Here is a 25,426-nt window from a genome sequence, read left to right as displayed (position 1 = left end):
AATAATGGAAGTGTCTTATTTATACAACTACTATTCCTCAGACAAATTTAGACAAAAACGCCCGACTCATATAATGAATCGGGCGTTTTCTTATTGTTCTTTTTTCTGCGGCCACGTTTCCACAACAAGACCAACATCGCTTACATCTATTAATAAACTTCCGTTACTATAACGATCTTTATTCCGAAGTGTTTGCGGATTAATTTCTTCTATCATTTGTTTTTCTGTCCGCATACAAACTATTTCATCATCTCGAACGACTTCCACACCGACAATACGATATGGATTCTTTTTCAATTCTTTAAAGATAACAAGACCTCGTTTTGCTCTTGTCGATTTTTCAATTTCTGCTGCTTTTAATCGTTTTACTGCGCCTCGTTGTGTAACAAGAACGAGCTGATCTTTCTCATGATTTATAGGAAGACTGCATACAACATAGTCATCTTCTTTCACATTCATTCCTTTTACACCAGCTGCCCGTACACCAACTGGACTCACTTCTTCTTCATTGAAAACAAGTGCATATGCACCGTGCGTAGCAAGAAGAATATCTTGCGTTCCATCTGTAACAAAAACATCGACGACTTCATCATCTTTCTTTACATTAACCGCAACAAATGCACGTGAATAACGCTGCACTTTATATTGATTCAATTCGGTTTTCTTAATCATGCCATTTCTAGTAACAAACGTAATAAATCGCTTCTCTTCCTCAAAATTTGGAACAACAGTTGCAAAGACGAGCGTTTCATCACGGTCAAGCGAGACAATATTCGCAACGTGCTGTCCTAAGTCTTTCCAACGAATATCTGGCATTTCGTAAACTGGAAGATAAATATAATTCCCTTTGTTTGTAAATAAGAGAATTGTTTCCGTCGTATTCGTATCAAAGCGATCTAATAATAAATCGCCTTCTTTCATACCAAAATCTTTTCCATTGGAAGCATTATGAGAACGCCAACTTGTGCGCTTTACATACCCTTCCTTCGTTACTGTCACAATCACATCTTCTTGTGGAATCATGACTTCAACGTCAATTTTAATCTCTTCAATTTCTTCTTCAATAACAGAACGGCGATCGTTACTATACGTTTTCTTAACCCTCTTCAAATCTGTTTTAATGACCTGAAGGAGCTTCTTCTCACTTTGTAGAATGGCTTGCAATTCTGTAATTTTTTTCTGTAATTCATCAGCTTCTTTTTCCAGAGCTGTAATATCTGTATTTGTTAAACGGTACAATTGAAGCGACACAATTGCTTCTGCTTGTACTTCTGTAAATGAGAATTTTGCAATTAAGTTATCTTTCGCATCACGCTTATCTTTTGAAGCACGAATTGTCGCAATGACTTCATCTAAAATAGAGAGAGCTTTCATTAAACCTTCAACAACGTGTTGACGTGTCTCTGCTTTTCTTAATTCGTACTGTGAGCGTCGTGTTACGACTTCCTTCTGATGTCCAATATAAGAATCTAAAATTTTAGGAAGTGTCATCAAGGTTGGACGGCGATTATAAATCGCTACCATATTGAAATTGTATGGTATTTGTAGTTCTGTATTTTTATATAAATAATTTAAAATACCTTCTGCATTTGCATCTTTTTTCAATTCAATGACAATTCGAAGACCTGTACGATCTGTTTCATCACGTACTTCAGCAATTCCATCCAATTTCTTATCTAAACGAAGTTCATCCATCTTCTTGACAAGATTTGCTTTATTTACTTCATAAGGAATTTCTGTAATAACAATTTGCTGTTTTCCACCGCGAATTGTTTCCACTTCTGCTTTTCCGCGAATGATGATTTTTCCTTTTCCTGTTTCATATGCCTTCTTAATACCATCAAGGCCTTGAATAATTCCGCCTGTTGGAAAATCTGGCCCTTTGATGACTGTTAATAAATCATCAACATTACAGTTTGGTTTATCAATGCGCAGCATCGTCGCATCAATAACTTCTCCAAGATGATGCGGTGGAATTTCAGTTGCATAACCAGCTGAAATTCCCGTAGATCCGTTCACTAAAAGGTTGGGAAACATAGCTGGTAATACAACTGGCTCTTCACTTGTATCATCAAAGTTTGAAACAAATTCCACTGTTTCTTTATCAATATCACGCAATAACTCAGAAGCAATCGGTGATAAACGAGCCTCTGTATAACGCATTGCTGCTGCCGGATCACCGTCAACACTACCATTATTTCCATGCATTTCAACTAATACGTTTCGTACTTTCCAATCTTGGCTTAAACGTACCATTGCTTCATACACGGAAGAATCACCGTGGGGATGATAATTACCAATTACGTTACCAACTGTTTTTGCAGATTTACGAAATGGTTTATCGTGCACGTTTCCTTCCACATACATGGAATATAAAATACGGCGTTGTACTGGTTTTAAACCGTCGCGCGCATCTGGAAGCGCACGATCTTGAATAATATATTTGCTATAACGTGCAAAGCGGTCGCCGAGCACATCTTCAAGCGGGAGGTCATGAAACTTCTCTGCCTGCATGTTATTCCACCTCCGTTGCCATAATCATTTCATTTTCTAGAATATTACCTTCTTCTTGCATACCAAACTGAACATTGCGTTCAATCCATTTGCGGCGGGGCTCTACTTTATCCCCCATCAATGTTGTCACGCGGCGTTCTGCTCTTGCAGCATCATCAATTTTCACGCGGATTAATGTGCGCGTCTCTGGATTCATCGTTGTTTCCCATAATTGATCTGCATTCATTTCACCAAGACCTTTATAACGCTGAATTGTATAACCTTTACCAACCTTCTTTATAACGCCATCTAACTCTTCATCTGACCAAGCATATTCAATGACTTCTTTCTTTCCTGTTCCTTTACTTACTTTATATAAAGGAGGAAGTGCAATGAATACTTTCCCAGCTTCAATAAGTGGTTTCATATAACGATAGAAGAATGTTAATAGCAGCACTTGAATGTGTGCTCCATCTGTATCAGCATCGGTCATAATAACAATTTTATCATAATTGATATCTTCAACTGAAAATTCTGATCCAACACCGCCGCCAATCGCATAAATAATCGTATTAATCTCTTCATTTTTGAAAATATCCGCTAGTTTTGCTTTCTCTGTATTAATTACTTTACCGCGAAGTGGCAGAACAGCTTGGAAACGACGATCACGACCTTGCTTTGCAGAACCACCTGCAGAATCGCCCTCTACTAAATATAGCTCGTTCTTTTGCGGATTACGTGATTGTGCTGGTGTCAGCTTACCACTTAATGTGCCTTCTGAACGTTTTTTCTTCTTACCGCTTCGTGCTTCTTCACGCGCCTTTCGTGCTGCCTCGCGTGCTTGCGCTGCTTTGATTGCTTTTTTCACAAGAAGCGTTGCCACATCTGGATTTTCTTCTAAAAAATATGCTAAGTGCTCTGATACAACAGCATCAACTGCTGAACGGCCTTCACTTGTTCCAAGTTTTCCTTTCGTTTGCCCTTCAAATTGAAGCAATTCTTCTGGAACACGAATAGAAACAATTGCAGCTAATCCTTCACGAATATCTGTTCCTTCTAAATTTTTATCTTTTTCTTTTAACAAAGAAACTTTACGTGCATATTCGTTAAAGACACGAGTCATCGCTGTTTTAAACCCGGCTTCGTGCGTACCGCCATCTTTCGTACGCACATTATTCACAAAGGAAAGAATGTTTTCAGAATACCCATCATTAAATTGAAAAGCTAATTCTGCTTCTATTCCGTTTTGCTCTCCAGTAAAATATACAACTGGGTGTAAAGAGTCTTTCTCTTCATTTAAATATGAAACAAACGCTTCAATTCCCGTTTCATAATGAAAAACATCTTCCAAATCGTTACGTTTGTCCTGAAGTACAATTTTCATACCTTTTAATAAAAATGCTGATTCACGTAATCTTTCACATAACGTTTCATAGTTATAATTCGTTGTGCTAAAAATTGTTCGATCTGGTTTAAAATGAATTGTTGTTCCGGCATCTTTCGCTTTTCCAATTTTCTCAAGCGTTGTAACTGGAACACCTCCATTTTCAAAGCGTTGTTCATATACGTAACCATCTCGTTTAATTGTAACAATAAGCCATTCAGACAGTGCATTTACAACTGAGGCACCAACACCATGCAAGCCACCGCTCGTTTTATAACCGCCTTGCCCAAATTTACCCCCAGCATGAAGTACAGTTAAAATAACTTCTGGTGTTGGCTTTCCAAGCTTATGCATTCCTGTCGGCATACCGCGCCCTTTATCTACTACACTTATACTATTATCTTTATGTATGATCACTTTAATTTCATCGCCAAATCCCGCTAATGCTTCATCAACGGAGTTATCTACGATCTCATATACTAAATGATGTAATCCACGGCTATCCGTACTCCCGATATACATACCCGGGCGTTTCCGAACGGCTTCAAGCCCCTCTAGCACTTGAATTGCATCTTCATCATATTGAAACTGACGCTTAGCCAAACTCCTTGCCCCTTCCTATCTAAAAATCAGAACATATGTTCTTTATTATAGAATAACGCCTTTCCCTTACTTTTGGCAAGTCACGTTATGTCTTTTATATACTATTTTCATAAGAAAAATCCTTGTTTGTCACAAGGATTCCTCTACGCTACTATTTCAGAAAAGTAATCGTTTGTCAACGAAACATGGATATGTATTCCAAAACAACTACATACTCCACCATTTTATAATCAACAAAATGATAATTATCCAAAATGGAGTGACAAGCAGCAATCCCCACAAACAACCTTTAAAAAACTTCATGATGAACACCTCGTTCATCTGCTTTTCCCTATTATTATGAATAGGAATTCAATACACTTCACAAATAAACCTTATCTTGTCATTGCATGTTCAACTTTAATGCAGCGATCCATAATGACAGTATAGCCTTTTTCTTTCAAAAAATGATATGTTTCTTCGTCTTGTAAGCCTAATTGTGCCCAAAATGTGCGCGCTTCAATCTGCACAAACTCTTTTGCAACATCCATTAAAAATTCAGAACGACGAAATACATTGACGATATCAACACGTTCTTTTATTTCCGTTAGCGATTTAACCGCCTTTTCTCCCAATACAGTATCTACCGTTGGGTTAACAGGAATAATTCGGTATCCTGCATCTTGCATCGCTTTTGACACCATATAAGAAGTACGTTCTGGATTATCGGATAATCCGACAACTGCAATCGTCTTACTATTTTTTAAAATCTCTCCAATTTCCGTACGAGTTGGATTTTCAATTGTCATATGTAATCCCTCCTGTTCATTTAGTATAGCCGATAAAGAAAGTCTCTTTCAACATGAAAGAGACTTTCTTTATTAATTCTTATTAGCATTATCAGCTAATGTAACTGTTTTCTTTATTTTCTCACCATTTCGGTACGCTGTTACTTCGATTTTATCGCCAACTTTTTTCTTCTCATATAAGTATTTACGGAATTGTACTGCATTTTCTATTTTTTGATCATCAAAGCCAACAACAATATCATATTTTTGCAATCCTGCTTTTTCTGCTGGTGATGCTGGATCAACCTGTGCTAACAGAACTCCACCTGTTACATCTTTCGGTAATTTTAATTGACTTAATGCATAGCTTGGAATTTCCTCAAGACCCCTTACTCCAACACCCATTACAGGTCGTTTTACTTCACCAAATTTTTCAAGGGAATCAATAACTGGTTTTGCCACATTGATTGGAATCGCAAAGCCAATTCCTTCTACTTCTTGCTGTGCAATTTTACTAGAGTTAATACCGATTACTTCACCATTTTGATTAAATAGTGCACCGCCGCTATTCCCTGGGTTAATCGCTGCATCCGTTTGAATTACTTGCGCTTGCCAATCAGGACGTTTGTCCCCGTTAATATCAACTGGAATTTCACGGTCTTTACTACTGATAATCCCTTCTGTTACACTTCCATCGAAGCCAAGCGGATTACCAATCGCAATTGCAGATTCTCCCGCACGGATTTTATCTGAATTTCCTAAAGTTGCAACTTTATTAATATTTTTCCCATCAATCTCAACGACAGCTAGATCTAACCATGGATCTTTCCCTACTAACTTCGCTTCAACCTTTGTTCCATTGCTTAACTTTACTTCTAATTTATTCGCACCATCTACAACGTGGTTATTCGTTACAATCAGTGCTTTATTTCCAACTTTTTTATAAATCACACCTGATCCTGATCCAGCCTCAGATTCTTGCCCTTGTGGATCAGCGGAAAATGGATCTACACTTTTTTGAAAGTTAATTACACCGACAACTACTTCTTTTGCTCCTTCAATCATACCAGGAAGGTCCGTTTCACCTTTTGTTTTATTCACAACTGGAACCGCTGTTCCCTCTATTTTAGATTGTGAAACGACACTGTTATTTGTCCAAGGCATATATGGAGCTGCAACGCTGATTGTAACAGCACCGATCACAGCACCAACAACCCCTGTGAAAAAATATCCTTTTTTACTGCGTGATTTTCCAATTTCCGTACGAGTTTCATTCGTTTCTGTTTGATCATAGTATCCCATAATTTCCTTATCCCCTCTCTGCTGAAATCGTATTTTTAGTATAAACACGATGTGTGTCCTTTCTGTGAACTCATCGTGAAATCCAAACAAAAAAATACTACCATATTCATTGTAGACACATATACAAAAAAGTGTACATGCAATGAATATAAAGTTGCTTAAATGGGAACCGATATTTTACTCTTCGAATTTATATCCTACACGGATAACTGTACTAATATGTGTTGCCTTATCGCCTAACTTATTACGAAGTTTTTTAATATGTGTGTCTACTGTACGATCATCTCCGAAATAATCATATCCCCAAAGTTGATCTAATAAATGCTGGCGAGATAATACAATTCCTTTATTCTCCATCAAATAAACAAGTAGCTCAAATTCCTTATGTGTTAATATTACTTCTTCTCCATCTACCATTACCGTACGCGACAAACGATTCACATCGATACCAGCAAGCGAGAGCATGTTTTCTTCCGCTTGGCCTACTGCACCGTCTGCACGTTTTAGCAATGTCTTGGCACGAGCAACTAAAATCTTCGGACTAAACGGTTTTGTTACATATTCATCTGCTCCTAATTCAAAACCAAGTAAAGTATCATCTTCATCTGAACGAGCTGTCAGCATAATGATTGGTACAGCTGATTCTTTTCTTACACGTCTACATACAGACCAACCGTCAATTTCTGGTAGCATTATATCTAATATAATTAAATCCACAGTGTGGTCTGCAAACAGTTCTAATGCTTGCTTGCCATCTTCCGCTTCGATCACTTCAAAGCCTTCATTACGAAAATAATCACTAACAATTTCTCGTAATCTTCTTTCATCTTCAACAAGTAAAACTGTTTTATTCAATCCTATCCCGTCCTTTTACTCTTTCAATCGAATAATACGTTGATTCGAGCTCCCACGAAACGGCAGGGTGAGATCTCGCATCTCTAGCTCAAATCTTCCATCTACTAGCACATCAGCATAGTGCAACAACTCTATCATATCATTATTTTGTGAATTCTGTATCTCTTCAAACGTATAACCTGTGTAAATCCATAAATTTTTTTGTAAATCTTTCACGTTTTTTGCTAACTCTTTTATTTCACTGGCTTGAAAAAAGGGATCCCCACCTGAAAATGTTACATCTGTAAGGGGATTTTTTTCAATCTCTTTTATTATTTCCTCTTTTGTCATCTCAGTTCCATTACCAATATTCCAAGACTGTGGATTATGACAGCCAAAACAACGATGCGGACAGCCTGCAAAAAATACGACTGTCCGCAATCCTTCTCCATCTACCACACTATCATGAATGATGTTCATTACTCTCATGAATGTTTCACCCGTTCCTTTTCTTCACTACGCTTCGCACTGTTCCACTTTGACATATCTCCTACAAGGTATCCTGTGATGCGGCGAATTCTTTCAAAATCATGTTCATTTTCATTCCCACAGCTTGGACATTCATTACTAATTATCCCGTGATAACTGCAACATTTACAGCGATCAACCGGGTGATTAATAGATCCATATCCTACGCCATACTGGGCCATTGCCTTCACAATTTGCTGTAATGCTTTTTGATTATGAATAGCCGCTCCGTCCAATTCAATATACGTAATATGACCACCATTACAAAGCGCGTGAAACGGTCCTTCTAAACGAATTTTATCAATTGCTTGAATAGGATAATAAACAGGAATATGGAATGAATTTGTATAATAATTATGATCTGTTACACCTGTAACTGTTCCAAATTCAGCTCGATCTTTTTTGACAAATTTCCCAGATAATCCTTCTGCCGGAGTTGCAATTAATGAGAAATTCAATTGATGTTCCTCTGTTGCTTGATCCATTTTCTTTCTCATATATTCGATAATTTCATAACCAAGCTTCCATGATTCTACGTCTTCTCCATGATGTTTTCCTGTTAAAGCAACTAAACATTCCGCAAGGCCAATAAAACCTATACTTAATGTACCTTGTTTTAAAATTTCAGCAACAGCATCCTCAGGTTGCAGTTTTTCACCGCCGCGCCATACTCCTTGAGAATATAAAAATTGAAAATCTCTTGCTTTTTTCGTTGCTTGATAGGAAAGTCTTTCTAACAATTGATCAATACCTAGATCAAGATAATAATTTAAAGCTTCAAAAAACGCTTCTTTTGATCCACTAATACATGCTAATTTCACTAAGTTAATAGAGGTAAACGATAAATTCCCTCTTCCAATCGCAGTTTCTTCCCCATGAATATTAGACATTACACGCGTACGACAACCCATATAACACACTTCACTTTCAGGACGCCCATCATAATACGCCGCATTAAATGGTGCATCTAAAAATGAGAAATTAGGGAATAATCGTTTCGCTGTCGTTTCTATTGCTAATTCAAACAAATCATAATTTGGATCTTTCTCTTCAAAATTTACTCCCTTTTTCAACTTGAAGATTTGAATCGGAAAAATTGGTGTTTCTCCTTTTCCTAATCCAGCTTGAGTCGCTCGTAATAATTGTTTAATTAGTAATCTTCCTTCTTTTGATGTATCTGTTCCGTAATTAATTGAAATAAACGGAACTTGCCCCCCGCCTCTGCTATGCATGCTATTCGAATTATGAATAAACGCCTCACATGCTTGATACGTATCATTTTCTGTTTCTTTCCACGCAAACTCTTCTATTTGCTCAGCTGTTAACGGATATGTTGCTAAACGTTTTTTATTCCGTTCAAACGTTTTTCTCACATATGGCGCCAAATCCACATCGAACAGCGCAAATGATTGTCCGCCATGCTGCATATTTTGATTTGCTTGAAAAATAATAGAAGAAAGCGCCAATGCACTTTTAATATCTTGCGGCTGTCGCATATGCCCGTGACCTGTATGAAACCCGTTTTGAAGCATCTGCGCTAACGGTATTTGCGAACAAGTTGTCGTACCTGTTGCATAAAAGTCTAAATCATGTGGATATAAAATATTTTGATCAATTGCTTGTTTCACTGGCTCAGAAAGTAATTGTTCTATCGCATAATATCTTGCACTCTCAGAAGCAAATTTCCCCATCATTCCCATTGGAGATCGACCATCAACATTCGCATTTTCTTGCATTAAATCTTGTTCATTTGCATGAACAATTTTCGCAAAAATCCCCTTTAGATTCTCATCATATTCACTGTTTTTTTTCATTTCTTGATTCATTCCTTAACCCCCAACAACATCTAGTTCATTTACCATCAAAATGATACAACATATAGTAAGAGTAAATCTGTGATAAATGTAACATTCTTGTGAAAGTTTTTTTAAGATCTATTGAATCTTTTTTCTCATATTTCCAAATCGAAATTTCATCTTACAAAAAATAAATGTGATCTTTACAAATGTGTGGTACAATATACGGGAAAAACTCTTTTTACCCTTTATCAACACATTTGAATAAAGGAGACTGAACTTATGCTTACATATCTTTTATTTATCGTTGCCTATTTACTTGGCTCGATTCCATCTGCACTTGTTGTTGGAAAAATTGGTTATGGAATCGATATTCGGGAACACGGCAGCGGAAATTTAGGAGGAACGAATACATTTCGTACGCTAGGGAAAAAAGCAGGTTTTATTGTTACAATTGCTGATATTTTAAAGGGGACATTGGCTACAGCGCTACCGATCATTTTCGGATTAAATATCCATCCCTTATGGTTTGGATTAGCTGCGGTACTAGGGCATGTATACCCAATCTTCGCGAAGTTCCGCGGCGGAAAAGCAGTTGCTACTTCTGCTGGTGTACTATTATGCTACGCACCACTTACCTTTTTAATATTAGCTGTGATCTTTTTCACCCTACTATTTACAACGAGATACGTTTCACTTTCTTCTATGATAACAGCTATCGCCGCTGTTATTGCATCAATTATAAACGGGGATAAAATCTTCATTGTTGCCATGTGTTTATTAGCTGGTATGGTTATTTATAGACACCGTGCAAATATTGGACGAATTATAAATAAAACAGAACCAAAAGCAAAATTAACAAAAAAACAAAAATAAGATTGTGACCCACATAACGCAAAAAGGAAACGCAAAGCATATAAATGGCGTCTTTTTGCGTTATTTTTTATACTAAAAGAAAAAGCGATTATGTTGGAGGAATACTAAATGAACATTTCAGTATCAAAAGAAGCACTAAACTGGTATAAAAACGAGCTTGGTTTACAAACAGGCGATACTCTTCGCTTTTTCGTACAATATGGTGGATGTAGTACTGTTCAAAAAGGTCTTTCATTAGGAATTCGTAAAGATGATCCAGCTACTCCTGTTGTACAATTTCAAGAAGATGGTATTACTTTCTTTATTGAAGGCGATGATGAATGGTTCTTTGATGGGCATGATTTGTCTGTTACATTTAACGCTGATGACGAGTTCCCGCAATTTCATTATGTAAAATAAAAAACGTGGCCTACGCCACGTTTTTTATTGCTTTTTAATTTTCTCGTATGCCTCATACCATTCTGGGTACAATTTTTTAAATGACACCGGACGAAAGCCCTCTTTTTTGGCACAAATATTTGTTGTAAATGCTGTAATACAACGCTCACCGTTTCCATTATAAATTTCATAGCCATATACAACACGTAGTGGGCTCACAGACTCCACCCATGTTTTCACAATAGCCTTTTCTCCGTAACGCATTGCTTTTCGGTATGTAATTTGCAAATCAAGTACAGGAGATATAATCCCATCATTCTCCATTTCAACATACGAAAACCCTAAATCTTGAATTAATTTCGTACGGCCAAGTTCTAACCATACTAAATAATTTGCGTGGTACACGACACCCATTTGATCTGTCTCTGCATAACGGATCTCAATCTCCTGTTCTGCTATAAACATCATTTTAACTCCTTCTCGCTTGCATTTCTTTCTACACCTTTAATCATAATACAGAGAATCTGAAAATAAAATAGAAGCGGCGGATCTTTTTCCTTAAAGGAGTGAGCATATGCTACAAATCATAACTGTACGAAGCGGCGATAACGTGTATAAATTAGCTAAGCAGTACGGAACAACAGCTGAAACAATTGTGAAAGACAATGGGTTAAATCCAGCTGAAACACTCGTCGTCGGGCAAGCATTAATTGTGAATACACAGGGAAATACCTACTATGTACAACCTGGCGATAGCTTATATAAAATAGCCTTAACCTACAACGTACCTCTTGCCAGCCTAGCAAAAGTGAATCATTTATCATTAAAATCTCCACTCCAAGTCGGACAGCAACTATATGTACCAAAAGGAACAAAAAAAATTATTGAATCCATTGCCTATTTACAACCATCTACAATTCCAATTAAAGAAAGCTTAATTGCTTCCACCAAAGCGATCAATTCATATTTAACCTATTTGGCCTACTTTAGCTTTGAAGCAAAACGTGATGGAACACTGAAAGAACCTACCCAAACATCTGAAATCGTCTCAATTGCAAAACAAGGGCAGACGATTCCAATGCTTGTTATTACAAATCTTGAAAATGGGAGTTTTAGCTCTGAATTAGCAAGCATTATTTTACGCAATGAAACCATTCAAAATACGTTTATTACAAACATTTTACAAACCGCTCAAAAATACGGAATGCGTGATGTCCACTTCGATTTTGAGAACTTTGCACCGGCAGACCGCGAAGCATATAATCAATTTTTACGCAAAGTAAAAACACGTCTACCAAAAGGATATACACTTAGTACAACTGTCGTCCCAAAAACAAGTTCAACTCAAAAAGGTCCAGCTGCAGCTCATGATTATAAAGCACAAGGTGAAATTGTCGATTTCATTGTCATTATGACATACGACTGGGGATGGCAAGGTGGACCGCCTCTTGCAGTATCTCCAATTGGTCCTGTAAAACAAGTTATTCAATATGCAAAATCACAAATGCCGCCGCGGAAAATTATGATGGGGCAAAACTTATACGGATTTGATTGGATTGTTCCGTTTAAACCAGGAAATCCTCCTGCAAAAGCAGTTAGTTCTATTGCTGCCGTTGCGCTTGCCCGAAAACACAATGTCCCAATTCAATACGATTTCACTTCTCAAGCTCCTCATTTCAATTATTACGATGCAAATGGAGTAAAACATGAAGTATGGTTTGAAGATGCTAGGTCTGTTCAAAGTAAGTTTAATTTAATAAAGGAACAAGGAATTCGCGGTATCAGTTATTGGAAAATCGGCTTACCTTTCCCACAAAATTGGCGTCTCCTTACTGAAAACTTTTCTATTACAAAAAAAGGCTGACAATTGTCAGCCTTCTCTTACTGATTGCGATATGCAGCTTCCTCTTTAATCTCTTTTCGCATTCCTTCGATACTTTCCATACGGCGCTCATTTTTCGCTTCAATTGCCTCGCGGTCTTTCTCATTTGAAAACTCCGCAGCTTCCCTTGCTTCATTCATATTTTCAATTGTGTTATATACCGCCTCTTGCAATTTCTCAACGTTATCACTGCGATCATCTGGGTTTGGACTTGTTTTATATTGTTCTGGCATCCTGTCTTCCTCCTTTATTGAAAATACATACAACATTAGTTTGTAAAAAAATCCTTTAATTATGTATGCAAAAAAGGGGGAGAATGATTCCATTCTCCCTCTTTCTAACCGTTATCAACAATCGGTTGTTTCCCTGATTTATCTTGCATTTGTTTTCCTTTATTACCGCCTGCTGTTCTTGATTGCATCCCAATCTGATTTGGTGCAAAATCTTGTGGTTTTTTCTTTGGATTACCCATCATATCGCCTCCTTACAACTAGTATCATTCTAGTTGCAAGAATTATTCAGCCTGTTTAAAAATACGTATTTCATATCGTTTTTCTAATTTTTCTTCAATCCGTTCAATCGCATCCCGATCACTAAGTAGTTGCCGTTTATTTTCTTTCACAAGCTCTTCAAACGATTTTCGCCGAGTTCTTCTCATACTGTTCACCCTCACTTTCGTATTACTAGTATGAACAGCAAAAAAACGCTCTAATCAGATTTGTGAGAAAATTTTATTTTCCGGACATATAATTCAACTAACTTCACTTTAAGAATGCTGCAATATTTGATTTACTTCCTCATACGCTTCAAGAATCACACTTTCAAAAGCAACTATATCTTCAGGTCCATCAATCATCATTCTTGTAAGACCCCATTCACTTTTCGTAGCAGCTTCACATATAACGTTCGGATACAATGCTACTATTTCATCTTGTCCTTTATTTGTTAATACATATTTTTTTCTGCCCTTTAGCTTAATTCTTGCAAATGAATACATTGTTTTAATGTCCAAATAATTCCCGACACTGGCGGAACGAATGGCTGTTGTATCTTTATTATGCTTTTCCAATATTTCTTTTACAATCTCATATGCTCTTTCTTCTTCCTTTGTTATACCTTTCTTTTTTTCTTCTCCAACCTTTATCTCTACACACTTTTGATATACAGCTGCACAAGTGAAACAATCATCTAATGCATTATGAGAGGCTACCTCAATTTGTAACAATCGTTTGAGAGTTTCCAATTTATGGTTTGGTGTATGTTTTATATATCGTTTTGCTAAACTAAGTGTATCAATCACGACATTTTTCGGTGTACCAAGTCTTAATCGTTCCATATTACTCTTTAAAAATCTCATATCAAAAGAAGCATTATGAGCAATAATTGTGTCTTCTCTAAGAAATGAAACGAACTCTGGTAAAATAATATCAATTGTCGGCGCAGCTGCAACATCAAAATTTCGAATCCCCGTCAACATCGTAATGCGACTTGGAATCATTTTCTCTGGGTTCACATACGAAACAAATTGATCTGTACATATATGATTTCGATATCGAATCGCAGCCATTTGAATAATGCTATCTTGATAAGGATTGAACCCAGTTGTTTCAAAATCAATTACAACATAATCTCCTGTAAATGTTTCCATAACCTTCTCCTCAGCTTTTTATTTATATTATAACTTAATATAAGAAACTCAATTATATATTTTTCTCCATCTAAGTCGCTGCTATGCAGAATACAATATGACCGCTACTGACTTACTCCTTTTGTTTTAAACCTTGCGTGTGGTAAAAAAAGGCCCTGACCGCTTCTATACACGGCCAGATGCTCTCGCCCATCTAAAAAGAAAGGAGCTTTTATGTCACTTTTTAACTCCCTTATATATAGCTTTTAAATAGAAATAGGAATGGTACACATCCCATTCCTACTCTCATCTTTTACTTTAAATTCGCAACTCTTTTCTCCATTTCCTTCACCGTCATCGGTCCAATAAATTTATCCTGGATAACACCTTTTGTATCAACAAAATATGACGTTGGAATTGTAATAACTTTATAAGTAGTTGTTACCTTTATATCTGTATCAAGAAGAACCGGGAAGGTAATCCCTTTCGCTTCTGCAAATTTTCGAACCTTCTCTTTCCCTTCAGTTCCCTCTGACACTGTATAATTTACCGCTAATATTTCTACATCCTTCTGATATTTACTATAAAACTCCTGCATATCTGGCATTTCTTGCTGACATGGACCGCACCATGTTGCCCAAAAGTTCACAATAACCTTCTTACCCTTTAAATCAGAAAGCTTTACCTTAGTACCATCGAGCTTGGACAATTCAAAATCAGGTGCTATTTTTCCAATTTCAATGCCATTTTGCGCAATTACTTCTTTTTCATCCTCTGTACTTTGCTTTTGATTATCTGCTACTTCTACTTTCTCTTTCCCAAACTGCTCATATATTGCATAACCAGCTAAACCTAATAACACAACAACAATTGCTATTTTCCTCCACATATACACCATTCCTTATGTTTTATCTTTGTCTCCTAGATTCTCAAAAAAGAAAGTTTTACTTTATTTTAGCTTATACGGAGAAAGATGGAAATATTCTCTTTGGGAAGAAAAGCATATTCTCTTGAAAATGCAGGAATTTTCTGTCAGTGAATTGTATATTAAAAGTATAATATTTCCTACAAAATTCATAAAATGAAAAGAGGCTTTCTAATGAAAAAGTGTCCAACTTGTAATGCTACATTTAGTAATAGACAGTTATTTCTAAGAAATAATTATCATAAGCTCGTTTGCAAGAACTGTAAGGAAGAACTAATCATTTCAAAATTCTCCTTATTCATGTATTCTTTTTTTTCTATTCTCATATGGGCTTTTATTTTAGAAATCTCATTTCCTTTTGAAATAAAAGTAACTATCACGATATTGTATTTTGTTCTTTTTAGTTTTATTTTGCAGCCTCTTGTTTGTTCGTATAAAGTAAGGCAATATTAAAGGAGTGGTTACCATTTCAGAGATTACACAAATATTAATTACTTGGGCTGGGTTCTTTGTCCTTATATTTCTCTTAATAAGAAGTGTAAGAGTTATACAGCGTCGTAATTGGCAAGCATTTATAACAAAACATTTCGGAAAAGATTTCATCATTTCTTTGAATATATGGATTATCTTACTGTGGATTTTTTATACAAACCTTCCAGGACAATTTACTTACATACTAGACTTCTACTCCAGAGACTCCATTCTCTTTATAGCCATGGAATCATTATTAATCGGTATGATTTGCGGAGCGGCTATTTACTTCTTCACTAAAAATAAATACGGCAGTATTTTCTTAAGTGTCCCATTTAGTGCATTATATCTTTTTCTTATATATCGTTACTCATTTCATCTATTCTTAATAGTAATTGAATTGAGTATGCAGTACCTTTTCATTAATTGGATAGAAAAGAAATACAAATAAAAATTACTATTTACGTCTATGAAAAAGAGAGCAAGTACTGCTCTCTTTTTCATAGATGTAAATCTAAAATAAACAATACAAGCAACGACTCAATTACAGCCTTCCGTTTTGAAACATGCAATTGCATTACAAGAAAATTAAATATGGCAATATCATTTTCATTACAAAGAGTGAATGGAAGCTGTCATTTTACTTAAAGCGAGGTCATCTTGTAAATGAGCATAATGTCCGCCATCTAATTCTTGAACAACAATACTAGCCCGCTTTTTCTTAATATGCATAATCTTTCTCTTAATTTTATTTTGTAATTTCATAGGCTGCTGATACCAATTTCCATAAAACAATATGCTCGGAACTTGTATTATAGAAACATAGCTCACTCATAACCAATTAATGACCCATATACGATAAAATAAGTTTTCCAATCCATATAAAAACAATTAGCCAAATACAAATGATAAAAAATGCTGTTATCCAATTCTTAGGTTTATTTATAAGCAATTTCTTTTCCATTTTCCTTTTACAATTCTCTAATACTTCTTTAGGGATAAGCTTTAACGCCAAGTACACACCTAAAGGAACAAGAATAAGATCGTCAAGATACCCTAAGATTGGAATGAAATCTGGAATTAGGTCAATAGGACTGAAAGCATAAGCAACAACAAGCATTGTAAATAACTTAGCATACCAAGGGACCCTTTCATCTCGATATGCTAAATACAGCACAAGAAGTTGTTTCTTTAAATCCCTAGCCCATTTTTTCATTTTCTGTATAATTGATAAACCTTTTTCCGTTTGTACCCGTTTATTTTGACTCAAAACAGATCCCCTTCATTTTCTTGTAATTTTATATTCACTATTAAAGATTACCCTCTTTCTTTCAATCCATTTTCAAAATCGAATAAACTAAAGCATCATTAGATTGGTTTTCTTGATAAATATAACCTCTTAACAATCCTTCTTCCTGAAACCCTAATTTTAATAACAAATGAGAAGATGCCGTATTTTCAGGATATGTAATTGCTCCAATCCGAAATAGATCAAGCTCTTGAAACCCATATGCTAACACTTCTTTTACCGCTTCAGATGCATACCCTTTTCTCCAAAAGGCTGGGTGAATATCGTAACCTATTTCAGATCGTTTACTCCAAAGTTGCAAATTATTAAATCCTACTGTACCAACAAAATCACCTGTTTCCTTTGCAACGATTCCCCAACGAATCGCACGTTTTTCTTGAAAATTTTTCGCAAAAGAATTAATCATTTGAATAGCTTGCTCTACCTTATTAAAAGGATTCATCCCATAGTAACGTGTTACCTCTTCAAGTGAAAAAATATCATATATATTTTGGCTATTGGTTTGGTTTATCTCTATTAAACGTAGACGTTCTGTTTCTAGGATTGGGAACATGATAAAGACTCTTCCTTTCAAATTGTTTTTATGAAATTAGCGTTACAAACGTATAATTAAACAATGTTTTAGACTATAGAAGAAAGAATTAAACTATTAAAAATTGATGTAGACAGAAAAGATTTTCCTTATACGAAAACACCTTTTTCTTTCCTAACTTGTGCGCTTTGAATTGAAACATTATTGTATTAATCTTCCTACTACTTCTTCTAATGCCATTCCTCTTGAACCTTTTATCAAAACCGCATCTTCTGAATTACATACAGACAGAATTTCTATAATAGCTTCGTCTTTTGTAAGAAATGCTTTCACTTTACCTTTTTTATATTTAAGTTTTGCTTCTTGTGCAATCATTTTGGCACGTTCTCCAATTGTAAAAATGTAATCTATTGTATTTGGATTTAATATTTGACCAATGTTCCGGTGATACTTTTCTTCTTCTTGCCCTAACTCCAACATGTCACCTAACACAATAATTTTCTGTTTGTATCCTACGAGTTGTTCAAATGTTTCGATTGCTGCTTTAACGGAAGAAGGACTAGCATTCCACGCATCATTAATAATCGTAATTCCTGATTTTGCTTTTAACATTTCAAATCGCATTTCTGTTATTTCTACTTGTTTTAATCCTTGCTTCATTCTCTGTTGATTTAAATTGAAGTGTTGACCAATTTTTATAGCAACTATAGCGTTGTAAACATTATGTTTTCCATGAAGAGGTATAAAATAAATTGATTCATCGTTTAATGTAAAATCTATCCCTTCTGAATGTTCCTTAATGGACACAGGATATACATCATTTAAAGAAGATTCACCAAATTTGATACATTTAATTTGATTAGCGTTAGGCAATGTTTGAACTTTTTTATTTAAAAGAGGTTCATCCCCATTGTAAATAAGTAAACTTTGTTCCTTTAAGTTCGTCACTATTTCTAGCTTTGCATCTGCTATTGCTTCCCTTGAACCCAATGTTAATATGTGCGATTGCCCAATCATTGTGATGACAGCTACATTTGGTTCAGCAATTTCTGATAAACGTTGAATTTGCCCGTGTTCACTCATCCCCATTTCTAATACTGTTATTTCACAATCCTCTTCAATCTCTAGGATTGTTAACGGTAAACCAATTTGACTATTCAAATTTCCTTTTGTTTTATGAACCTTGTAAGTTGTGCTGAGTACAGAGTTAATTAAATCTTTTGTTGTTGTCTTTCCGTTACTTCCTGTAACACCAATTACATTGACAGACAGTTGATTTCTGTAAGAACGTGCTAAGTGTTGCAAAGCTATCAACGTATCATCTACAAAAATTAATGGAATACCTTTAGGTGGGTTTGGCTGAGATTTCTCCCACAGAGAAGCAACAGCACCTTGCTGTATAGCCTCTTCCACATAATCATGACCGTTCTTTAACCTAACAATTGGGATAAATAAATTGCCAGGGCTTATCACTTTTGAATTAATAGAAACACCTGCAATAAGATGACTATGATACTCCGTCTGTAAACCTTCTCCGATTACCATTTGTTCTATTTCGAGCAATCTTCTTTGAATCAAAATAGTCACTCTCCATTTATAATTATTCCTACTATCTCGTCTACTCATTTATTTCATTAAACTAAACAAATAAGAATAAAGAAATCTAATTAGATTAAAGATGCTCAGTCTGAAATATTTTTTAATGAAACAACAAACTTTAGAATCATAGCTGTCTGAATTGTAAATAATACATAAAATCATATATTTCAAAATTATATCTTTGAGTTATTGCTGTATATGCAATGCCATCAGAACATTATCTGCATATCGTCCATCCTCAAATTTAATTTGCCGTTTCTCTCTTCCTTCTTCTTTAAAACCGATTTTTTCATATACTTTTATCGCTCTTTCGTTTGTTGAGAAAACACCTAAACAAATTTTTTCTATGCCTTCTTGTGTTTTTGACCAGTCTATTAATTGTAAAAGCAATTTTGTTCCTACACCTTGATTACGATAGTCTTCTAAAATCCCCATTCCAAATAAGCCAGTATGATTTAAGCGCTTCATTGAGTTTCTTGTAAACACTAAAAACCCAACAATCCGTTCACCGTCTTCTGCAACAAATGTTACACCGCCCTGCTGACTATTTGTAATTGTTTTCTCTCTCTGCGTTTCAACATCAACATGAAATTCTTCGTTTGTAGGAATAAAAAACTCATTTTGAGAAATAATGCTCTTTCGAATACATAAAATTTCCGCTGCATCACTTTCTGTCGCCTCTCTTATATACAACATAAAACACCCCTTGTATGTAGTACATTAGCAATACTAATTTATAACTGAAACTTTTCCTGAATGAATTTAGCAACCTCTTCTGCCCTTAAACTTTTTGAACTATATTCACTACATTCAACAATTCTTCTAAATCCTCAATAACATGTTCATCCGTAAAAGGCTGTCCCCAAAATGTATCCTTCTTCCATATTGCATGCATCCCCACATTCCTGGCTCCTATTACATCATTCTCTGGATGATCGCCTATGTATACACTTTCTTCAGGACTAACACCTAATCTTTCTAAAGCTCTTAAGAAGATTTCAGCTTCTGGCTTTTTTATCCCCTCTTGTTCGGACACTAATATAGTATCCATATACTTCTCAATCCCAAGAGCACGAATATTCAGTAATTGAAATTCGGTAAATCCATTTGTAATCATACCTAATAATAGTCCGCTATTTTTAAGCTCTTGTAAAACGTATTCCATATGAGGAAAAGGTGTACAGTGATGTTGAAAGTTGTTTATATAATCCTCTAATAATTGCCCCCAAGTTAAATTGGAAATAGCATATTCTCTAAGCAATTGCTCATATACTTTATCCTTCCAAACATAACCCTTATTATCTAATTCAATGAACCTAGTTACATATTGCTCTTCGGGTATATGCTTAAATTCATTGATATACCTTTTATATTGGTCTCTAATAAAGAGTTTAAGAGAATGATCTCTGTCTAATAGCGTTCCATCTAAATCGAAAATAATAGCTTTAATCATACATTTTCCCCTTCTATCAAAATTTTTGCGATTATTTGAAGTTATATACTTTCCTACTATATAAATACAGACAGAAAAACCCCTTTCTTTTTAGGAGAGGACGAGAGCATCTGGTCGTGCATAGAAGCGGTCAGGGCCTTTTCCTTCCACATGCGAGGTTTAAAACAAAGGGAGCAAGCAAGTGCAGGTCATGCTGTATTCTACATAGCAGCGACCTATATGTCGGAAAATTAAAATATATTTATATGGTAAGCTTCACATTTTCTTTTGGTATCCATCCTTCTTCTAGAGTTAGAACTCTTTGACACCAAATCCAACCGTTAAGTTCTTTTAACCCTACTAGATGTTCACCTTCATCAACATTCAACTCTTTTGCAGTATAATCTTCCTTCGCAATACCTTCTGTTCCTTTCCATTGGATAAGTTGCGCTGGAACCCAACCTGAACTGTTTTTATCTACTGTTGTACAAAAGTACCAATTATCCCAATGCTCCGGCCCTTTATATTTTCCCCCAATAATAAATGACTGTCCCTGAACTAAGCTAATAGGATTCGGATAATTCGTCCTATGACTTTTTATAACTACATAATTCACTACGAATCCCTTCTTTCTTATCTACACTTTATTAGTAATCCTATAAATTCACCTATTTCCTGTAAATTCGACAAAAAGTCTAGTGAATCCTTTTGTATAAAAAGCAAAATGTACACACTTCAAAAATCATTCTTGCACTTTCACTAACATGCTCCCAATTGTATCCGCTCCATTTTTTAAGGTTACTTTTACATTTCCCGATTCTTTAAACGCGTAAGAAGACATCTCATAAATTTCTTTAATTTTAAACTGCTTATTCACGTTTTGTTTCATTGTATCCGTAAGCAAAGACATTTGCGGCTCCCAAACTTCCACTTTTCCAGATGGATAAGTGATAACCATTTGAACATCCGCTAAGCGAATCTCTTCCCAAAGTGTTATATGCATGTGCGTTTCTTTTCCTTTTCTAATCAATTCATCAGAATAATATCCTAACTCTCCAATATTTCCAAAGACAGTATATTTCTCATTTTTTACCGTAATATCAATATAGGGAAGTTTATATGTCATTTTATGATATATACCCAAAGCAGTACAAAGAACACCAATAACTGTAAATCCTAAAAGAAACTTTTTCAGTTGTTTTCCTTGAAAACTTACCATCATAGCTGAGTTTGGAGCAATTTTTTCTGCTAATAAAAAAATAAGAACTACAATTAAAACTCCACTCCCGATCAAAATATACATACGATTCCCATCACTTTCCTTTCCATAAAAAAATAAAGAAACTTACTCATTTGCAACGATTAAACGTTACTTACAAGAACTTTCTGTGAACTACCCTCCACGTTTAGAAGTGGGAGATGAATTTCGGATAGAAGTTAAAATAATATATATGCGGGAGTTTAAAAAATTAAAAGAGAACCAACTGTTTATTTGGAGATATTTTTCAAACATATAAAAATGGAGCTGTAGTACATGCAGCCCCATTTTTCATACATCACTCTCGTCAGTATCTACTTATATACTTTTAAAATGTTTCTAATACGATCTTTCCAATCGTACTTCCTGTTTCAATCATCGCATGCGCTTTTCTAATATTAGCCGCATGAATTGGCGATAACGTCTTGTTTAAAGTCGTCTTAAGCACTTTTTGATCCAACAACTCACTAACTTGATTTAACAAAAGGTGCTGGTTAATCATATCTTCAGTCTGGTACATAGATTTTGTAAACATGAATTCCCAAACAAATGTAGCACTTTTACTTTTTAATAACCCTAACTCTAACGGTTTCTCATTTTCTACAATAGAACAAATCTTTCCTTGTGGTTTGATTACTTCCGCCATGCTGTTCCAATGTTGATCTGTATTATTTAAGCAGAAAATATAATCAACTTCATCTATTTCAATTTGCGATAATTGTTCTTTAAATGATTCATGGTGATTGATAACATAATCGGCGCCAAAACTTTCCACCCATTCTCTCGTTTCCTTTCGAGAGGCAGTTGTAATAACGTTAAGACCAGCCCATTTTGCCAATTGGATAGCAATAGAACCTACACCACCTGCACCGCCGATGATTAAAATATTTTTCTGTTTATTCTTTTCCTTATTATTAATGTCAATTGCTAAACGTTCAAACAAGCCTTCCCACGCTGTAATCGCAGTTAAAGGAATAGCAGCTGATTGTGCATGAGTCAAATTTTTCGGTTTCGCTCCAACAATTCTCTCATTCACTAGATGATACTCACTATATGTACCTGGTCTAATAATACTTCCTGCATAGAAAACTTCATCACCTGGTTGAAACAAAGTACACTCTTCTCCAACTTCTACAACAACGCCGCTAGCATCCCATCCGAGTATTTTGTACGCTTCTTCTTTCTTATCTTTTGGTGCTCGAACTTTTACATCAACAGGATTAACCGAAATAGCATAGATTTTCACAAGTAAATCTTTTCCCTTCGGTGTCGGACGTGGTAATTCAATATCGATTAGACTGTTCTCATTTTCGATAGGCAAATATTCCAATAAACCAACTGCTTTCATATTCATTTCCTCCGCTTAATAAAAATTGTGCTTCTCTTTAAATTATAGATTGCAAAATCAAATTATGTAAGAAGGCACATTTATGTCACATAGTATCACTAATGTTACTATTAGTATTACTATATATTGCCACCTTTATAAGGAATAAAAAAGCAGTTTTAGTGTCCGTATGTAAAGCTATGATCACTGAACTATTCCACCGTTGTACCTCAATTCATATATACTCATTCCATAGCTGAATTGCACGCTAAGGAATGCAAAGCCTTAACGTGACAGTATTTTCAAAGGATATATCCATGTTCAGAAAGATAAAAACCAACGATTAATTGAACATTAAACTATTTACACACTTTATAAACGTGAATATAGTTAGAAAACGTTGAATTTGTTAAGTTTTATCCTTTATTTATAAGTAGAGATTTCTGTACAAATATCTCTTAGCGTACAATAGAAGAGTTAATTTGTGTCCAAATTGCGCTTAAACGTACAATTTTCCCGAAATGGTATTATAACCCATACCCATCAACTTAAGAAAACAGATTAAACCCCAAAACAAAAAATGAGTCCGATGCCTCCGCATCGGACTCATTTCTCTAAGTTATTCTCCCATTTTTTCTGCAACAGCGAGATTACGTAAGTAATCTAATAAAGGGCGCACTTCCTGTGGAGCTGTTACATCCGTAAATGAGAAGGACTTTTCCTTTTCACCATCTTCTATCCTAAGCTCGTAAGAAAAAGCATCCGCTCCTTGGATAGTAGCAATCTCCCCTTCACTTAATCTGAGGTTGAAAAGATTAGATTGCTTAATTAAATCTAGTAATTTTTCAGCTTTTTCCTTTGGTAATTCACCCGTATCTGCCTGAAAGGTTAGGTCAAAGTTAGCAATTCCTCCTATACAGCTAAATTGGATGTACATGTTAATTATTGAGCCTCCAATTCATGATAAAGAACCCCATTAATAAGGTAGTCCAACAGTTTTAAAAGCAGATTCTACAGATTTGGCTGCTGTTTTAGGAACTTCTCCACTATCAACAAGTTTTTGTGCTGCTTTGATAACAATTTGTACAAATTGATTGAAATTTGCAGTTGCAAATAAGCTTTGAATTGCAGTATACCATATCAAGGCTGCTTTATCTGTTCCAATTTCCATGGATACAAGATAAAACACCTTATTTGGTATGCCACTATTAATATGGACACCGTGGTGATCACGATCTCCTTGATAATAGTTTTTCATATGATCAGGTTGCATATCCTTACCCATTAGTTTGTTGTCAAATGCAGTACCAGGTGCTTTCATTGAACGAAGGGCTTGTCCTTTTAGCGTTGGCCCCATTATATCAGCACCAATTAGCCAGTCTGCATCTTGTGCTGTTTGCTTTAAATACGCTTGTTTAATTGCAATACCAAATACATCCGAAATATGTTCATTCAAAGCTCCAGACTGGCCTTCATACTCTAACCCGTTAGTGAACTGAGTAATACCATGTGTAAGTTCGTGCCCAATGACATCGAGTGAATTTGCAAAACTGGTAAAAATAATTCCATCGCCATCACCAAACACCATTTCATCACCGTCCCAATAGGCGTTTTGGAAATTATGCCCATAGTGAACGTTCAGAATGAGATCCAAACCGTTGTCGTCGATAGAATTACGGTGGAACACATTCTTGAAATAGTCACGCACAATTCCAGCATAATCATACGCATGGTTAACCACAGTATCTCCACCTGATCGGTCTCCTTCTTTCCTAACCTCATTAACCCGAAGTTCTGTCCCTCCTTTACAATCGTATACATGGCGAGCAGATTCACCTCGTGGTCCTGCTCCTGCATCAGTTAAAGCAACAACACCATTAATATCATATTCCTTCAAGATTCTGCGTTTTCGAATGCGGTGACTTTTTGCTAAACTGATTCGCGCGGCTTCTACTTCGTTTTGAGCTAAATTCTCCAAAATATAGTTAGGTACAATAAAACATTGGCAATTTTTATGCGAACAACGTTTTGTATGCAAATTTAACACCCCTTCATGATAGTCATAAATAACTTCTCAATTATTCTGTGCTTATTGCATGAGGT

The 25,426-nt window shown here is 35.5% G+C and carries 27 protein-coding genes; 3 read left to right on the top strand and 24 right to left on the bottom strand.

Annotated elements, in window-relative coordinates:
* Nucleotides 1–90 precede the first annotated feature (90 nt).
* From parC to ACIGHG_RS06570, 7 genes are all read right to left on the bottom strand, one after another.
* Nucleotides 91–2,514, bottom strand: a complete 2,424-nt coding sequence (gene parC / locus ACIGHG_RS06600) for a DNA topoisomerase IV subunit A (protein WP_396547668.1) — start codon at nucleotides 2,512–2,514, stop codon at nucleotides 91–93.
* 1 nt (nucleotide 2,515) lies between these two features.
* Complete coding sequence (gene parE / locus ACIGHG_RS06595) at nucleotides 2,516–4,480, bottom strand: DNA topoisomerase IV subunit B (RefSeq protein WP_336472521.1); 1,965 nt, start codon at nucleotides 4,478–4,480, stop codon at nucleotides 2,516–2,518.
* Nucleotides 4,481–4,854: 374 nt separating this feature from the next.
* Entirely contained in the window at nucleotides 4,855–5,268 is a 414-nt protein-coding gene (locus ACIGHG_RS06590; protein WP_336472520.1) for a CoA-binding protein, read from the bottom strand.
* A 72-nt stretch (nucleotides 5,269–5,340) separates the two neighbouring features.
* Nucleotides 5,341–6,549 (bottom strand): S1C family serine protease, encoded by a 1,209-nt coding sequence (locus ACIGHG_RS06585; RefSeq protein WP_090913353.1) that lies wholly within the window; start codon nucleotides 6,547–6,549, stop codon nucleotides 5,341–5,343.
* 177 nt (nucleotides 6,550–6,726) lie between these two features.
* Nucleotides 6,727–7,404, bottom strand: a complete 678-nt coding sequence (locus ACIGHG_RS06580) for a response regulator transcription factor (RefSeq protein WP_396547666.1) — start codon at nucleotides 7,402–7,404, stop codon at nucleotides 6,727–6,729.
* A 15-nt stretch (nucleotides 7,405–7,419) separates the two neighbouring features.
* Complete coding sequence (nrdG, locus tag ACIGHG_RS06575; protein ID WP_090913349.1) at nucleotides 7,420–7,872, bottom strand: anaerobic ribonucleoside-triphosphate reductase activating protein; 453 nt, start codon at nucleotides 7,870–7,872, stop codon at nucleotides 7,420–7,422.
* Nucleotides 7,869–9,725, bottom strand: a complete 1,857-nt coding sequence (locus tag ACIGHG_RS06570; protein ID WP_396547775.1) for an anaerobic ribonucleoside triphosphate reductase — start codon at nucleotides 9,723–9,725, stop codon at nucleotides 7,869–7,871. The genes nrdG and ACIGHG_RS06570 overlap by 4 nt, the downstream gene beginning before the upstream one ends.
* Nucleotides 9,726–9,989: 264 nt before the next feature.
* Here ACIGHG_RS06570 and plsY point away from each other — a divergent pair, with 264 nt between their 5' ends.
* Both plsY and ACIGHG_RS06560 read left to right on the top strand, forming a co-directional pair.
* Nucleotides 9,990–10,583, top strand: coding sequence for a glycerol-3-phosphate 1-O-acyltransferase PlsY (plsY, locus tag ACIGHG_RS06565; RefSeq protein WP_336472518.1), 594 nt, complete (start codon nucleotides 9,990–9,992; stop codon nucleotides 10,581–10,583).
* Nucleotides 10,584–10,691: 108 nt separating this feature from the next.
* Nucleotides 10,692–10,982, top strand: coding sequence for a HesB/YadR/YfhF family protein (locus ACIGHG_RS06560; protein ID WP_090913344.1), 291 nt, complete (start codon nucleotides 10,692–10,694; stop codon nucleotides 10,980–10,982).
* Between the two features lie 24 nt (nucleotides 10,983–11,006).
* Here the strand turns inward: ACIGHG_RS06560 and ACIGHG_RS06555 are convergent, their stop codons facing one another.
* Entirely contained in the window at nucleotides 11,007–11,426 is a 420-nt protein-coding gene (locus ACIGHG_RS06555) for an acyl-CoA thioesterase (protein WP_090913342.1), read from the bottom strand.
* 109 nt (nucleotides 11,427–11,535) lie between these two features.
* Here ACIGHG_RS06555 and ACIGHG_RS06550 point away from each other — a divergent pair, with 109 nt between their 5' ends.
* Nucleotides 11,536–12,825 carry a glycoside hydrolase family 18 protein gene (locus ACIGHG_RS06550; RefSeq protein ID WP_396547663.1) on the top strand — a complete coding sequence of 430 codons (1,290 nt, stop codon included), beginning with the start codon at nucleotides 11,536–11,538 and terminating at the stop codon, nucleotides 12,823–12,825.
* A gap of 17 nt (nucleotides 12,826–12,842) precedes the next feature.
* On the opposite strand, the gene tlp is transcribed toward ACIGHG_RS06550, so the two are convergent.
* The 16 genes from tlp to ACIGHG_RS06470 all read right to left on the bottom strand — a co-directional run bounded on the left by tlp (nucleotide 12,843) and on the right by ACIGHG_RS06470 (nucleotide 25,361).
* Entirely contained in the window at nucleotides 12,843–13,076 is a 234-nt protein-coding gene (gene tlp, locus ACIGHG_RS06545) for a small acid-soluble spore protein Tlp (protein ID WP_336472515.1), read from the bottom strand.
* Between the two features lie 104 nt (nucleotides 13,077–13,180).
* On the bottom strand, nucleotides 13,181–13,315 hold the full coding sequence (locus ACIGHG_RS06540) for an acid-soluble spore protein N (RefSeq protein WP_020061953.1): 135 nt from the start codon (nucleotides 13,313–13,315) through the stop codon (nucleotides 13,181–13,183).
* Between the two features lie 42 nt (nucleotides 13,316–13,357).
* Nucleotides 13,358–13,501 (bottom strand): FbpB family small basic protein, encoded by a 144-nt coding sequence (locus tag ACIGHG_RS06535; protein WP_336472514.1) that lies wholly within the window; start codon nucleotides 13,499–13,501, stop codon nucleotides 13,358–13,360.
* Between the two features lie 108 nt (nucleotides 13,502–13,609).
* Entirely contained in the window at nucleotides 13,610–14,491 is an 882-nt protein-coding gene (locus tag ACIGHG_RS06530) for a 3'-5' exonuclease (RefSeq protein ID WP_396547660.1), read from the bottom strand.
* 292 nt (nucleotides 14,492–14,783) lie between these two features.
* Nucleotides 14,784–15,359: a peroxiredoxin family protein gene (locus tag ACIGHG_RS06525; protein ID WP_090913333.1), complete on the bottom strand. Its 576-nt coding sequence runs from the start codon at nucleotides 15,357–15,359 to the stop codon at nucleotides 14,784–14,786.
* 1,119 nt (nucleotides 15,360–16,478) lie between these two features.
* Entirely contained in the window at nucleotides 16,479–16,631 is a 153-nt protein-coding gene (locus ACIGHG_RS06520; protein ID WP_396547658.1) for a hypothetical protein, read from the bottom strand.
* Between the two features lie 76 nt (nucleotides 16,632–16,707).
* Nucleotides 16,708–17,136, bottom strand: coding sequence for a YkvA family protein (locus ACIGHG_RS06515; RefSeq protein ID WP_396547656.1), 429 nt, complete (start codon nucleotides 17,134–17,136; stop codon nucleotides 16,708–16,710).
* Nucleotides 17,137–17,197: 61 nt separating this feature from the next.
* Nucleotides 17,198–17,731: a GNAT family N-acetyltransferase gene (locus tag ACIGHG_RS06510; protein WP_396547773.1), complete on the bottom strand. Its 534-nt coding sequence runs from the start codon at nucleotides 17,729–17,731 to the stop codon at nucleotides 17,198–17,200.
* 177 nt (nucleotides 17,732–17,908) lie between these two features.
* The gene (locus ACIGHG_RS06505) at nucleotides 17,909–19,285 is read right to left on the bottom strand and encodes a UDP-N-acetylmuramoyl-tripeptide--D-alanyl-D-alanine ligase (protein ID WP_396547654.1); all 1,377 of its coding nucleotides are present in this window, start codon (nucleotides 19,283–19,285) and stop codon (nucleotides 17,909–17,911) included.
* A gap of 207 nt (nucleotides 19,286–19,492) precedes the next feature.
* Nucleotides 19,493–20,002: a GNAT family N-acetyltransferase gene (locus ACIGHG_RS06500; protein WP_336472509.1), complete on the bottom strand. Its 510-nt coding sequence runs from the start codon at nucleotides 20,000–20,002 to the stop codon at nucleotides 19,493–19,495.
* A gap of 85 nt (nucleotides 20,003–20,087) precedes the next feature.
* On the bottom strand, nucleotides 20,088–20,759 hold the full coding sequence (locus ACIGHG_RS06495; RefSeq protein ID WP_336472508.1) for an HAD family hydrolase: 672 nt from the start codon (nucleotides 20,757–20,759) through the stop codon (nucleotides 20,088–20,090).
* A 241-nt stretch (nucleotides 20,760–21,000) separates the two neighbouring features.
* Nucleotides 21,001–21,354: an SH3 domain-containing protein gene (locus ACIGHG_RS06490; protein WP_336472507.1), complete on the bottom strand. Its 354-nt coding sequence runs from the start codon at nucleotides 21,352–21,354 to the stop codon at nucleotides 21,001–21,003.
* 126 nt (nucleotides 21,355–21,480) lie between these two features.
* Nucleotides 21,481–22,041, bottom strand: a complete 561-nt coding sequence (locus tag ACIGHG_RS06485; RefSeq protein WP_396547651.1) for a hypothetical protein — start codon at nucleotides 22,039–22,041, stop codon at nucleotides 21,481–21,483.
* A gap of 283 nt (nucleotides 22,042–22,324) precedes the next feature.
* Nucleotides 22,325–23,344, bottom strand: a complete 1,020-nt coding sequence (locus ACIGHG_RS06480) for a zinc-binding alcohol dehydrogenase family protein (protein ID WP_336472505.1) — start codon at nucleotides 23,342–23,344, stop codon at nucleotides 22,325–22,327.
* A 598-nt stretch (nucleotides 23,345–23,942) separates the two neighbouring features.
* On the bottom strand, nucleotides 23,943–24,260 hold the full coding sequence (locus ACIGHG_RS06475) for a protealysin inhibitor emfourin (RefSeq protein WP_336472504.1): 318 nt from the start codon (nucleotides 24,258–24,260) through the stop codon (nucleotides 23,943–23,945).
* A 39-nt stretch (nucleotides 24,261–24,299) separates the two neighbouring features.
* Nucleotides 24,300–25,361, bottom strand: coding sequence for a M4 family metallopeptidase (locus ACIGHG_RS06470; RefSeq protein ID WP_396547649.1), 1,062 nt, complete (start codon nucleotides 25,359–25,361; stop codon nucleotides 24,300–24,302).
* Nucleotides 25,362–25,426 lie beyond the last annotated feature (65 nt).

This window comes from Bacillus sp. NPDC077411 (genome assembly GCF_044543425.1).
In the GTDB taxonomy this organism is placed as follows: Bacteria; Bacillota; Bacilli; order Bacillales; family Bacillaceae_G; genus Bacillus_A; species Bacillus_A bruguierae.
Note: the sequence above shows the minus strand (reverse complement) of the source record. Positions and strands in the feature narration are given on the sequence as shown.